The sequence below is a fragment of the Pseudomonas sp. genome (genome assembly GCF_037994325.1).
Taxonomy (GTDB): domain Bacteria; phylum Pseudomonadota; class Gammaproteobacteria; order Pseudomonadales; family Pseudomonadaceae; genus Aquipseudomonas.
In genome coordinates, this window is record NZ_JBBNAH010000066.1 from 1 (window position 1) to 13,656 (window position 13,656).

Below are 13,656 nucleotides of genomic sequence, written 5' to 3' on the forward strand. Positions count from 1 at the left end.
GATGACGAAGAACAGCAGGCCTACAACCGCCTGCGCGGGGACGACGGCTGTTTTATTAAGTGATGCGTCAGCGCAGCAGGTACGGAATCTCGACCTTCACCGCCCCGGTCGGGCAGTCCTTTTCGCAAGGCATGCAATACCAGCACTCGTCAAAGGCCATATAGGCTTTCTGTGTGGCCGGGTTGATGGCCAAGAGGTCCATGGGGCAGACCTCAACGCAGACGGTGCAGCCTTTTTCGGCGATGCATTTGTCTTCGTCGATGGTCACCGGCGCGTTGCTGCGAAAGAAGATTTCCTGGGGCTGGTAGGCCATGTCACGGTTTCCTTGGAGCCTCTGGCTCTCTCGTAGTGTGTGCACGCAGTTGCTGCTGTTAAGCAGCCGCGTCAGCCTTCACGCGCAGGCGGTTGTAGGCCTGCTGTTCTTCGTCATCAAGGGCAATCAGGTATGGCTCCACCGGCTTTTTAAAGCTGGTCATCTGCCCGTCTGCGCCTTTGTGCAAGTGGCAGTGGAAGAACCACTCGGCATCGTTGCGCAGCGGGTAGTCGACGCGGTGGTGGTACAGGCCCCAGCGGCTTTCGGTGCGGAACAGTGAGGCGCGTGCGGCCATCTCCGCGCAGTCGCGGATCACGCTGACTTCCAGGGCACGCATCAGCTCATGGGCGTTGTTGGCTTTGAGCTGGTCGAGGTCGTGTTCGATGGCGGCAAAACGGTCCAGCCCCAGCTGCATTTTCTTGGTCACTTTTGGCGGCTGCAGGTAGTCGTTTACAAAGCGCCGTAGCTTGTATTCCACCTGGGCCGGCGGCAGGCCGTGTTCACGCAATAGCGGTGCGTAGACGCGGGCGCGCTCGGTGTCGATCTGTGCTTGGTCCAGCTCGGTGAAGTCGCGTTCGGCCACGTAATCTGCCGAGTTGGTGCCGGCAAACCAGCCATAGGTAAAGGCGCCAAGCATGTAGTTATGCGGCACGGCGGCCATGTCGCCAGCCGAGTACAAGCCCTGAACCGAGGTCTCGGCTTTTTCATTAACCCACACGCCCGAGGCGCTATGCCCGGAACAAAAACCGATTTCGGAGATATGCATTTCAACCATGCTCTGCCTATAGTCGGTGCCGCGGTTGGCGTGGAACTGACCACGGCTGGGGCGTTCGTTGCTGTGCAAGATTTCTTCGATGTTCTGGATGGTTTCTTCGGCCAGATGATCAAGCTTGAGAAACACCGGGCCATTGCCGCTTTCGAGTTCCTGGTGGAACTCCCACATCATCTGCCCGCTCCAGTAGTCGCACTCGATAAAGCGCTCACCTTTGTTATTAGCGGTGTAGCCGCCCAAAGGCCCGGTGACATAGGCGCAGGCCGGACCGTTGTAGTCCTTGATCAGCGGGTTGATCTGAAAGCACTCCAGGTTCGCCAGCTCGGCCCCAGCGTGGTAGGCCATGGCGTAACCGTCGCCGGCATTGGTGGGGTTTTCGTAGGTGCCCATCAGGTAGCCGGAGGCCGGCAAACCAAGACGGCCAGCAGCGCCGCAGCAGAGGATGACGGCTTTGGCTTTGATCACATGGAAGTCGGCGGTGCGGCTGTCAAAACCCATCACGCCGTTGACCGTGCCGTCGGCATCGGTGAGCAAACGGGTGGCGATCACCCGGTTGGTGATGTCCACCCGTGCGCGTTTCAGTTGGCGGTACAGCACCTTTTTGATGTCGTGGCCTTCGGGCATGGGCAGCACGTAGGCGCCCATGTGGTGAACCTTCTTGACCGCGTAATCGCCGGTTTCGTCTTTCTCAAACTTCACGCCCCAGCGGTCCAGTTGCTCGATGGTTTCGAAGCTGTGGGTGGCGTAGGCGTACACGGCGGCCTGGTTGACGATGCCGTCGTTGGCCACGGTGATTTCTTTGGTGTACTGCTCAGGCGTGGCATGGCCTGGCACGATGGCGTTGTTCAGGCCGTCCATGCCCATGCTGATGGCGCCGCTGCGTTTGACGTTGGCTTTATCCAGCAGCAACACGCGCAGGTTTTTGTTGCGCTCTTTGGCCTTGATCGCCGCCATGGGGCCGGCCGTGCCGCCGCCAATAATGACGATGTCGTACTCGCGTTCGATAGTTGGGTACTGGCTCATACATGGCGCCCCTTGTGACGGTCACTGCGCAGGCGGTACTGGAAGGCATCGCCGCGGTAATAGAGGTATTCGAAATCCAGCGGGGTGCCGGCGGCGTCGTGGGTCAGGCGTTCGATGCGCATGATGGGCGCGCCCTCTTCCACTTGCAGGGCACGGGTGAGGTCGGCGTCGGCAAGGATGGCGTCGATGGCCAGGTCGGCATGGCCTAAGGCGATGGCGCAGTCGTTTTCCAGGATGAGGAAGATGTCGCGGGTGACCAGATCGGCTTTTTCCAGGCGCAGGCCCAGGTGCTCGGGCACATAGGTGATTTCCAGGGAAATCGGCTCGCGGTTTACCAAGCGCACGCGCTTGATCTCGGTGACCGGCGCGCCCTCCTCCAACTGCAAACGTTCGGCAACCCGCAGCGATGCGGGCAGGTGTTTAACGCTGTGCAGACGGTTGATGACCTCGTACCCCATCTGCGTCATCGATTCGGCCAACCCCTGCAAGGTGCTGACGTTCTGAAAAGCTTTGGGCTTGGCGACAAAGGTGCCCTTGCCGTGAATCTTGAAAATCAGCCCTTCCTTCTGCAGATCACCCAGCGCCTGGCGCACGGTGATGCGGCTGACGCCAAAGGTGGCGCCCAGCTCGCTTTCCGACGGCATACGAACTTCCACCGGGTAAGTGCCATCAAGAATGCGTGCACGCAGCACTTCTTTAAGCTGGCTATACAGCGGAACAGGGGACAGCGGAATCAACTCGGCCATGACGTATCTCTCAGATGCTTTTAACTTGTTATAACAAGTTGTGACGAGAAGATACGAGCATAAGCAGATCATGCATAGAACTTTTATTGCATAAGCATATGACCGTAATGCCGTCCCGTTGGGTGTGCTGTGCGCCTCAAAGCGTTCAGGCACATATCGCTTGGTGCGCGCAACACACCCTACGAAAGCGCGGCGATGCTGATCAGCAGGCATAAAAAAGCCGGCCCCTTTGGGGGGGCCGGCAAAAGCACTAAATAGGCAGGTACGCGCGATCAGGCGTCTTGGTATTCGCGCTCGGCTTTGTCAAAACGCGCCAGCATGCTGGCCGACGGGCCTTGGCCAATTTTGCTGAACAGCACAATGGCGATAGAGGCAAAGATAAAGCCGGGGATGATTTCGTACAGGCCGATGTGGTTGAGGAAGTTTTTCCACAAGATCACGGTCAGGGCACCGACCAACATGCCGGCCAGGGCGCCGTTGCGGGTCATGTTTTTCCATACCAGCGAAATCAATACCACCGGGCCAAAGGCGGCGCCGAAGCCGGCCCAGGCGTAGGACACCAAGCCCAATACCTTGCTCTCAGGATTGGCAGCAATACCAATCGCCACAACAGCCACCAGCAGCACCATGGCACGACCGACCCACACCAATTCCTTTTGCGAAGCGTTTTTACGCAGGAAGGATTTGTAGAAGTCTTCGGTCAGGGCGCTGGAGCACACCAGCAGTTGGCAACTCAGGGTGCTCATCACTGCCGCCAAAATCGCCGACAGCAACACACCGGCAACCCATGGGTTAAACAGGATTTTCGCCAGTTCGATAAACACCCGCTCCGGGTTCTCGGTCACCGGGCCGGCCAGTTCCGGGTGCGCGGAGAAATAGGCGATACCAAAGAAGCCCACGGCCACAGCGCCACCCAGGCACAGCACCATCCAGGTCATGGAAATACGGCGGGCGGCTGGAATCGATTTCACCGAATCGGCGGCCATAAAGCGCGCGAGGATATGCGGCTGGCCAAAGTAGCCCAAGCCCCAGCCCATCAGCGAAATCACACCGATAAAGCTCGCGCCTTTTAGCATGTCGAAGTTGGCAGCGTCTTTCAGTTCGATGGCGGCGAAAGTGGGGTCGATGCCCCCGGTGGCCAGCATCACCACGATTGGGGTGAGGATCAGGGCGAAGATCATCAGCGAGGCTTGTACGGTGTCGGTCCAGCTCACCGCCAGGAAACCACCCACAAAGGTGTAGGCGATGGTTGCCGCCGCACCGGCCCACAGCGCGGTTTGGTAAGACATGCCAAAGGTGCTTTCAAACAAACGCGCACCGGCCACCACACCCGAGGCGCAGTAGATGGTGAAGAACAGCAGAATGACCAGCGCCGAGAGAATACGCAGCACTTTACTGGTGTCTTCAAAGCGGTTGGTGAAGTAATCCGGCAGGGTCAGGGCGTTGCCGTTGTGCTCGGTTTGTACGCGCAAGCGGCCAGCAACAAACAGCCAGTTCAGATAAGCACCGACGATCAGGCCGATGGCGATCCAGCTTTCCGACAGGCCAGACATGTAGATAGCGCCAGGCAGGCCCATCAACAGCCAGCCGGACATATCCGAAGCGCCAGCCGACAAGGCCGTAACAAAGCTACCGAGGCTGCGACCGCCAAGGATGTAATCGGACAGGTTGTTGGTGCGCAGGTAAGCGAACAGGCCGATCAGAACCATTGCGGCGATATACACCACAAAGGTGATCAGCATGGGAGTGCTGGCAGTCATAAGCAGGTCTCTCTTATTTGTTATGCGAATGCTAGAGATGCTCTGCATTCGTCGTCTGTTTAAACGGAACGCTCAACGCCACTCTTTGTTTAGTGCAAACCCGCGGCCGCCGCGAATTCTCGGGCGTGGGGCAAAAAAAGCGGAGCACGGAATGTAGGGGCACAGAGGGGGCGAATTCTTGCCAAAAGCTATGGAGTTTTTGTTGAAAACTCTGGGGGCGGGAACTTACTGAGCACGGGGCTCTGGCCTTACACCCGTGGGAACAGACAACGTTACCGAAAAAACTCCGTCATTCCCGCGAAGGCGGGAATCCAGACTGTCGCGCTGATCACCGCCGTCCCGGCAAGCCTGGATCCCCGCCTGCGCGGGGACGACGGTGAACGCGCTGACTGTCGGCGTTTATTTCTCGATCACCTGCCCACGCATCGGCGCCAGGCGCGCCAGCAGGCGGTTTTGTGCAGGTTGGGGGATGCCTTCGGCGTCCATGGCGGCTTGCAGGTCTTCGACCAAGGCGTTGAAGTCGCTACGGGTCAGGTTCTGGCCTTTGTGGCTTTCTTCCATGCTGTCGCCGGTGTAGGTGCACGGGCCGCCAGCTTCAACACAGAATTGCTCCACCAGCTTGTCGCGCAGGCGGTCGATGTCGACATTTTCGAAGTGCTTAACGATGCGCGCGTCTTTGGCGATGTTCAGCAGCATGCCCTCGACAATACGGGTAATACCGTCGCGCTCGCCAAGGGCGCGGTACAGGCTGTCATCTTTGGGTGGTTGCTGGGCGCAGGCGGCCAAGGTCAGGGCCAGCAGCAAACTGAGCAGTAGGCGCATGGTTAAAAGGCCCCCTGAATGGACAGGTAAGCGCCGTCCTGGTTATCCAAGGTGGCGATTTCACCAAGCCGCGCGTAGGCCAGCACCACGGAAACATGCTTGTTGGGGAAGTAGCCGACAAATACATCGGCCCAATCACTTTCTCCGGCAAAGTTCAGGTTGTCCGGCTTCTCGCGATATTCCACGCCCATGGCCCAGCGCGGGTTAAATAGCACGGCCACCGAGCCCTCTTTGAGCACGCTACGGGTATCGCGACGGTCGCCGCCAAAACCGAGCAAACCCAGTTCGTTGGCGCGGCTGTAGCGCAGGCCACCGTTAACCAGCAGGTTGTAGCCAAAGGCGCCGCCGAGGAATAAGCGGCTGGCGGTGAGGTAGCCTTCGGTGTCTTCGTCACGCTTAGCGCCGACCAGGCTGGGGATAAGGAAGTCTTTCTGCCGTTTGTGTTCGATGCCCAGCGACACTTGCGGCAGTTGCTCGTAAATCAGGTCGCCGAACAGCCGCACTTTTACCCCGAAAATATCCTGGCTCAGGGTGTTTTCCGGCAAGGCCAGGTCGCGCGCCAAGGTGCCAAGGTCAAAGCGCTGGCGGGCGTAAGACAGTTCGATACGGTTGCCGTAGGACACCGCGCCGCCAACCACATCCAGACGGTAATCGCCGGTTTCTACCCGCGTGGCAAATACAGTGCCGCCCCACTCGCCCTGTTCGCCATAACCGGCCAACACGGCCCACGGCGTAATGCCGCCGCCCGCGGCGCCATCAATGCTACTGGCGCCACCGGTGGCCAGTAAGCGGCCATTGTCTGCTGCTGCCAGGCCTGCATTGCAGGCCAAGCCCAAGCCAAATGCCAGGGCGGTAAAGGTCTTGGTCATGCCATCGTCCTTGCCGTCTTTTCTATCAGGTACGCGTCTAGCACCTGCTCTAGTGCAACATCGCCAGATTGGCCCGCAACGGTTGCGTCACCCAGGCTTCAAACGCCAGCGCGGTAAGCGGCCGACTGATCAGGTAGCCCTGGGCGGTGTCGCAGTTCCATTTCTCCAACAGGCGCAAGCAGCGTTCAAACTCCACGCCCTCGGCTACCACTTTCAGGCCCAGGCTGTGGCTCATTTCGATGGTGGAACGCACGATCACCGAGTCTTCGCTGGCATCGTCCAGATCACGCACAAAAGACTGGTCGATCTTCAGTTCCTGCACCGGCATACGCTTAAGCTGCGCCAACGAAGAGTAGCCGGTGCCGAAGTCATCCACCGACAGGCTGATGCCGCAGGCGCGCAGGCTGTGCAGCACTTTCAGCGCCGTCTCCGGGTTTTGCATCACCGCGCTTTCGGTGATCTCGAATATCAGCTGCTCAGCGGGCACCGCGTATTGCGCGAGTAAACGGCTGACGCGGGTGGCCAAGCCAATATCGTGCAGGTCTTCGGCAGAGATATTCAGCGACATCAACACCCGCAGGCCGCGCCCGTTCCACTCACGCAACTGGCGCAGTACCTCCTCGATTACCCACGCGGTAAGGGCCTGAATACTGCCGGTGCGCTCGGCCAGCGGAATAAACTCGCCGGGCGACACCAGGCCGTAGTGCGGGTGCTGCCAGCGCAACAGGGCTTCAGCCTGACGCACATGGCCTTCGTTGATATTGAGCTTGGGCTGGTAGTGCAGCACCAGCTCACCCCCCTCGGCGGCGCGGCGCAGGTCACGGATCAAGTTGATCTGCCGCTCGTGATCGTCTTCACGCCCTTGTTGATAAACCTGCAAGCGCCCTGGCTGGCGCGCCGCATCGTTCATCGCCAGGTTGGCGCGGCGCAGCAGCTCGTCGGGAGTGACACCGTCTTGCGGGTAAGCGGCAATGCCAATGCAGCAGTCCAGCGCAATGTCATGGTTACCCACCCGCAGGGGCTTGATCAGCAGTTGCTGCAAGTGGTCGGCGGCGGCAACGGCGCTGTCGCGGTCACTGCCATCCAGCATCACCAAGAACTCATCGGCCAGCAGTCGCGCCAGGCTATCGCCAGGGCGCAGGGTGGCCTGCAACCGGCGACTGATCTGCTGCAAGGCCAGGTCGCCACCGCCCGGCCCGCAGGTTTCATTGACCGAGCGAAAGTTGGCGATGCCCAGGTTCAGCAAGGCCATTGGCCGCTCGGCCATAATCGAGCTGCCCAAGCGTTCAACCGCCAGGGTGCGATTGGGCAAGCCGGTCAGGCTGTCGTGCAGCGCGTTGTGGGCCAACTGCCGTTCGCGCTCGGCCAGATCGGTCTGCATTTGCTGGAAGGTTTTGGCCAACACGCCAAGTTCGTCGCTGCGTTTTAAATCGATATCGCCTTGATAGTCGCCCTGCCCCACGCGCTCGGCCACCCGCGCCAGTTCACGCACTGGCCGGGAAATACTGCGAGCGAGAAACAACGCGCCAACCAGCGATGCCAGCAAGGCACACAGGGCGATCACGAGCACACGACGGTCCAGCGGTTTAAAGGCCACCAAAGCTTGGTCCAACGAGCTGTGCAGATAAGCCTGCACCTGGTAATTGCTGCCCGTGGCCAGCACCAGTTGCTCGTTAAGGTAACGCTGACCGGCAAACTCAAACTCTTTGAGGGTGGTGGTTTTTTCCAGCTGCAGATTGTTGGCCATCGCCGACTCCTGATCGGCACTCAGGGTGCTGATCAAGCGGCCGGGCGTATTGTTTTCGATGGCCAGAAATGACACATCCAGGTTGGTCAGGCTGCGCAGTTCAGAGGCCAGGGCATCGTCCATGCGAAAGCCCATCACCACCCGGGCGATGGCGATCGGCGCCAGCACCTGGGCTTCGACCAGCAGGTGCGGCTCGTGATTGATCGACACGATCAAGGCCGACTGTTTATTACGCCGCGCCTCAGCCAATTCGCGGCTGTAGCGAAACGCAATGCCAGGGGTAAACGCGTCGGGGCCATTGCTGGCTGTGGCGGTGGCCTTGATGGTGCCGTCCAGCGCCAGCAACAGCACTTCGGTGGCGTCGATACGCTTGCCGTGGTTGCCCAACACCGAGCTGATGGTGGCGGTGTCGTCGCTGGCCACGGCGTCTTTGAAACCAAAGTCCGAAGACAGCACTTGCACTGCATCGCGAATCTGCCGGCTGCGCACATCGAGCAGGCGCTCAAACACCCGCACGCCAACTTCCAACTGTTGGCTGGCCTGTTTTTTCACCGCATCGGCAGTAGCCGCTTTAACGGCGAAGTACAGCGAGCCGATCACCACCAACAACAGCAGGATCAGCACACCGGCAATGCGGGTTTGAAAGCTATTCCTTCGTTTCACTCGCGGCCTTCTTGAATGCTTCGCCAAAGGCTGAAGGTTTCTCTGGGTAATGCTCGCCATGTTCCTCGTGTTCTTCGGACTCGTCGGAAGCGGCCGTGACATTGACGGTGTACTGCTGGCTAGCGCCCTTATCGCTCAGGGTCAGTTCGCCGCCTTTTTGCGGCAGCAGATCCGGACTTTTCGGATGCCAGAGCGTGACGGTGTAATGGCCGGCGGGCAGCTGCAACTGGACCACGCCGGTAGCGTCAGTGACGGCGAACCAAGGGTCATCGGTGACGTAGATATAACCCACCATCCAGTCATGAATATTGCAGCCCAACACCACCGCGCCGGGTTTATCAAAGGTGATTGGCTCGGACGGCGTGCCCTCGTACAAACGCAGTTCAAAGCGCTTGGCCGGCGAGAAGGAATACACCTGGTGGCGAATATTATCGCTATTGGGGAAGCTCACTTTGGTGCTGGTATGCACCGCCAACACGCTGGGCTGAAACTGCTTTTGCACCTGGTCCATGATCGCCGTTTGCGCAGGTAATGGCGCATCGGTAGGCCCCTGCAGGGTGATCACGCCGCCGTCGACAGGTTTGCCTCGGGCATCCACCAACGTCGCCTGAAAGCTGGCGGCGCCAACCGAGCAACTGGTGAACAGCGTAAGCACCACGGCGAGTGCAGGAACTTTTAGGGAAAGGAAAAAGCGAGTATCGCGACGAAAACGCTGAGCTATCCAAAGAATCACTGGCATACACCTACCTTGAGAGAGCGCAGAACAGCCCTACAGTGCGCGGGGCCAGACTAACGGGTTCGCGAATAAAGTTCACGGCAAAAAAGGCAATTGGCCATCACTGCGCCGAACGGTGCGCAGATGAGTAGCCTGTACGAAATATAGTCGGGAAATGCGTAACGCCCAGCCTCAATGCCGCAGCCAAGCGAGCAGTGGGGCGCTAAACGCCGCGCAGGCGCCTAGGGGTCAGGCCCAGGTAACGGCGCATGGCGGTGGTCAGTGCGCTTTGGCTGGAGAAGCCACATTCTTCGGCGATACGCACCAGCGGCAGTGCGCTTTCACGCAGCAGGCGCGAGGCGCGGTCTAGGCGAATTTTCAGCAGGTATTGGTGCGGGGTCATGCCCAGGCTGTCTTTGAACTGCACATGAAAATGGCTAGGGCTCAAGCAAGCCACTTGGGCTAACTCAGCCACGCTGATGCGCCGCGCCAGATGCTGATCGATATAGGCATCCAGGCGCTCAACATTCAGCGGCCCCAACGCCCGCTGGCGACGCTCACCAAACAGGCGCAAGTGCAAGGCCCGCAACAGCACACCACTAAGGGAACGCGCCAGATGGGGATCGCTGCCATAGCGCGCCAGCTCGGCACCGGCGTAGCTGAGCAGGTTCTGGAAATCGGCATCCAAGGCCGGGTAACGCGGCATATCGAACAGGCCGGCGAGCAGTTCCTGGTCTTCGGCGGTATTGCCCTGTTCGTCCAAATCAATGATCAGCATGCGGTTATCACCGACCCCGGCGAACTGATGCTCGGCATCGCCGGGCACCAGGCACGCGCGCATGCGACAGACCTCGCCGCCACGGCCGTTGACTTCAAATTCGGCGCGGCCGGACAGCGACATCACCAGTTGATGGTGGTCGTGAGCGTGTTCGTGGGTCTGGTCGTCGAGGCGCAGCAGGCGGGCTTCAAGCATGGGGGATAGCTGGTCAAAATTTGCGCGCATGGTACGGGAATAGGTGTTTTTTTCCCAGTCGCAGGCGACCGGCGCGCCCTAAGATTGGGCATGAAATTGCTGACGGGGGGCGTTTTGTTTCGCGCATTACGCTGTAGGGTGTGCTGTGCGCACCAGCTTTTGCTGTTTGTTCTGGTTGCGGTGCTGGTCTTCTTTACCGCGTGTGCTGGACGTTTGGTTTCGCGCCTTACGCGCGGGACCTATTTGAAAGCGGGCCGGCCTCCATTACAAAGGGAGACCGCGCTTCCGATTTTGATCTGGCTTGTGATCTGGCTTTTGATCTACCCGCCCCATTCATCGCAGGCCGAGCGGAGTCGTTGCGTAGGGGGTTGAGCGGCAGGAGCCGCGAAAGGCGTGGGGCCATGGATGGCCCTGCACGCCGCCCCCTGGAGCAACGACGGAGCGAGGGCACCCGAAGCGCAGCGTAGGGCCAAGGTAGGGGCTAGACCTTTTGGTTTCTTTTGGGGCGATGCCAAAAGAAACTCGCGCGTAAGGCGCGAAACAAAACGTCCAGCACACGCGGTAAAGAAGGCCTCCACCGCAACAAGAACAAACAGCAAAAGCTGGTGCGCACAGCACACCCTACGGCGGACGCGCGTTAAACGCGACCTAAACATTCAGCGCCCACGGTAATGAAGACCATCACAGCTCGCAAAGCCCCCTCCCTCCCGCTCCAATCTTTACAACTGCCATTGAATTGTTTCCCGCCCCGACCCATCTACCTATTCATGTAGTGATCACAGGTGCCGCATGAACGACCACGTTACCGATATTGAAGACGACGACGCGCTATTGCCCGAGGGGCTGCATTTGCCCCATGCCTTGGCGCTGCCTAATCAGCGGCCACCCGAGCGGTTGTATGTCATCCCCATTCATAACCGCCCGTTCTTTCCGGCGCAGGTGTTGCCGGTCATTGTGAATGAGGAGCACTGGGCCGAAACCTTGGAGTTGGTGGCCAAGACTGATCACCACAGCCTGGCGCTGTTTTATGTTGACCAGCCGGTTACCGATCCGCGCCATTTCAATACCGATAGCCTGCCTGAGCACGGCACGCTGGTAAAAATCCATCAGGCCAGTCGCGTTGATGGCAAGTTGCAGTTTGTTGCCCAGGGTATGCAGCGGGTGAAAATCCGTGGCTGGCTTAAGCGCCATCGCCCGCCGTACCTGGCGGAGGTGGAGTACCCGCCCAGCGCCGATGACAAGCGCGATGAGGTCAAGGCCTATGCCATGGCGCTGATCAATGCGATCAAGGAGCTGCTGCCGCTCAACCCGCTGTATAGCGAAGAGTTGAAGAACTACCTGAACCGTTTCAGCCCCAACCAACCCTCGCCACTCACCGATTTTGCCGCCGCCCTGACCACCGCCGCGCCGAAGGAGTTGCAAGAGGTGCTCGATACCGTGCCGGTGTTGCAGCGCATGGAAAAAGTGTTGCCGATGCTGCGCAAGGAAGTGGAAGTCGCGCGCTTGCAAAGCGAGTTGTCGGCGGAGGTAAACCGCACCATTGGCGAGCACCAGCGCGAGTTTTTCCTTAAGGAGCAGCTCAAGCTGATCCAGCAGGAGCTGGGCCTGACCAAGGATGATCGCAGTGCCGATATCGAGCAGTTTGAGCAACGCCTGGAAGGTAAAACCTTGCCGGAGCAGGCGCGCAAACGCATTGATGAAGAACTGAATAAACTGTCGATTCTGGAAACCGGCTCGCCGGAATACGCGGTCACGCGCAATTATCTGGACTGGGCCACGGTCATTCCCTGGGGTGTGCACGGCAAAGACAAGCTCGACCTGGTGCACGCCAAGCAAGTGCTGGATGAACAGCATGCCGGACTGGACGACATCAAGGAGCGCATTCTTGAGTTTCTCGCCGTGGGTGCGTTCAAGGGCGAGATTGCCGGCTCCATCGTTTTATTGGTGGGCCCGCCGGGTGTGGGTAAAACCAGTATTGGCAAGTCCATCGCGGAAACCTTGGGGCGGCCGTTTTATCGCTTTAGCGTTGGCGGTATGCGCGATGAAGCGGAGATCAAAGGCCACCGTCGCACCTACATCGGCGCCTTGCCCGGCAAGCTGGTGCAGGCGTTGAAAGAGGTGGAGGTGATGAACCCGGTGATCATGCTCGACGAGATCGACAAGCTCGGCGCCAGCCACCAGGGCGACCCGGCTTCGGCCTTGCTGGAAACCCTCGACCCGGAACAAAACGCCGAATTTCTCGACCACTACCTAGACCTGCGCCTGGACCTGTCCAAGGTGTTGTTTGTGTGCACGGCTAATACCTTGGATTCGATTCCTGGGCCGCTGCTCGACCGTATGGAAGTGATTCGCCTGGCCGGCTATATCGCCGAAGAAAAATTCGCCATCGCCAAACGCCACCTGTGGCCCAAGCAATTGGAAAAAGCCGGCGTACCCAAGCAGCGCCTGAGCATCAGCGACAGCGCGCTAAAAGCGGTGATCGAAGGCTATGCCCGCGAAGCCGGTGTACGGCAGTTGGAGAAGCAACTGGGCAAGCTGATACGCAAAGCGGTGGTAAAGCTACTCGGTGACCCAGCCAGCAAGCTGAAAATCGGCCCGAAAGATCTTGAAGCCTACCTGGGCATGCCGCTGTTTCGTCGTGAGCAGTTGCTCTCCGGCGTTGGCGTCATCACCGGTCTGGCCTGGACCAGCATGGGCGGCGCCACGTTGCCGATTGAGGCGTCACGCATCCACACGCTCAACCGGGGTTTTAAACTGACGGGGCAACTGGGCGAGGTGATGAAAGAGTCCGCTGAAATTGCCTATAGCTACGTGAGTTCGCACCTCAAGGACTTCCAAGGCGATCCTAAATTCTTTGATGAAGCCTTTGTGCACCTGCATGTGCCCGAGGGCGCGACGCCCAAAGACGGGCCTAGCGCCGGGGTAACCATGGCTACGGCACTGCTGTCATTGGCGCGTAACCAGGCGCCAAAAAAAGGCGTGGCCATGACCGGCGAGCTGACCTTGACCGGCCATGTACTGCCCATTGGCGGTGTGCGGGAAAAGGTGATTGCGGCGCGGCGGCAGAAGATCTACGAACTGATTTTGCCGGAAGCCAACCGAGGCGATTTCACCGAACTGCCGGACTACCTCAAAGAAGGCATTACCGTGCACTTCGCCAAACGCTTTAACGACGTGGCCAAGGTGTTGTTCTAAGGCCAGCGTTCGGGCAATAAAAAACCGCGCCTAGGCGCGGTTTTTTATTGCCGTACAG

Annotated in this window: 10 protein-coding genes; 1 reads left to right on the plus strand and 9 read right to left on the minus strand. The window is 59.3% G+C overall.

Annotated features, from left to right (window positions below; all coding sequences use genetic code 11):
• Nucleotides 1–67 precede the first annotated feature (67 nt).
• The 9 genes from AAAB16_RS02055 to AAAB16_RS02095 form a co-directional block, all read right to left on the minus strand.
• Nucleotides 68–313 (minus strand): ferredoxin family protein, encoded by a 246-nt coding sequence (locus AAAB16_RS02055; protein ID WP_108096737.1) that lies wholly within the window; start codon nucleotides 311–313, stop codon nucleotides 68–70.
• A gap of 58 nt (nucleotides 314–371) precedes the next feature.
• Nucleotides 372–2,108: a fumarate reductase/succinate dehydrogenase flavoprotein subunit gene (locus AAAB16_RS02060; protein ID WP_340661833.1), complete on the minus strand. Its 1,737-nt coding sequence runs from the start codon at nucleotides 2,106–2,108 to the stop codon at nucleotides 372–374.
• Nucleotides 2,105–2,854, minus strand: coding sequence for a GntR family transcriptional regulator (locus AAAB16_RS02065; RefSeq protein WP_340661834.1), 750 nt, complete (start codon nucleotides 2,852–2,854; stop codon nucleotides 2,105–2,107). Before AAAB16_RS02065 ends, AAAB16_RS02060 begins: the two co-directional genes overlap by 4 nt.
• A gap of 272 nt (nucleotides 2,855–3,126) precedes the next feature.
• Nucleotides 3,127–4,614: a sodium/proline symporter PutP gene (putP, locus tag AAAB16_RS02070; protein ID WP_340661835.1), complete on the minus strand. Its 1,488-nt coding sequence runs from the start codon at nucleotides 4,612–4,614 to the stop codon at nucleotides 3,127–3,129.
• A gap of 399 nt (nucleotides 4,615–5,013) precedes the next feature.
• Nucleotides 5,014–5,436 (minus strand): group 1 truncated hemoglobin, encoded by a 423-nt coding sequence (locus tag AAAB16_RS02075; RefSeq protein WP_340661836.1) that lies wholly within the window; start codon nucleotides 5,434–5,436, stop codon nucleotides 5,014–5,016.
• Nucleotides 5,437–5,438: 2 nt separating this feature from the next.
• Entirely contained in the window at nucleotides 5,439–6,305 is an 867-nt protein-coding gene (locus AAAB16_RS02080; protein WP_340661837.1) for a DUF3034 family protein, read from the minus strand.
• Between the two features lie 49 nt (nucleotides 6,306–6,354).
• Nucleotides 6,355–8,715, minus strand: a complete 2,361-nt coding sequence (locus tag AAAB16_RS02085; RefSeq protein ID WP_340661838.1) for an EAL domain-containing protein — start codon at nucleotides 8,713–8,715, stop codon at nucleotides 6,355–6,357.
• Nucleotides 8,699–9,454, minus strand: coding sequence for a methylamine utilization protein (locus AAAB16_RS02090; RefSeq protein ID WP_340661839.1), 756 nt, complete (start codon nucleotides 9,452–9,454; stop codon nucleotides 8,699–8,701). Before AAAB16_RS02090 ends, AAAB16_RS02085 begins: the two co-directional genes overlap by 17 nt.
• Nucleotides 9,455–9,653: 199 nt before the next feature.
• On the minus strand, nucleotides 9,654–10,403 hold the full coding sequence (locus tag AAAB16_RS02095; protein ID WP_340661840.1) for an AraC family transcriptional regulator: 750 nt from the start codon (nucleotides 10,401–10,403) through the stop codon (nucleotides 9,654–9,656).
• Nucleotides 10,404–11,192: 789 nt separating this feature from the next.
• Between AAAB16_RS02095 and lon the strand changes: the two genes are divergently transcribed.
• Nucleotides 11,193–13,598 (plus strand): endopeptidase La, encoded by a 2,406-nt coding sequence (gene lon / locus AAAB16_RS02100; protein ID WP_340661841.1) that lies wholly within the window; start codon nucleotides 11,193–11,195, stop codon nucleotides 13,596–13,598.
• The last annotated feature ends 58 nt before the right edge of the window (nucleotides 13,599–13,656 follow it).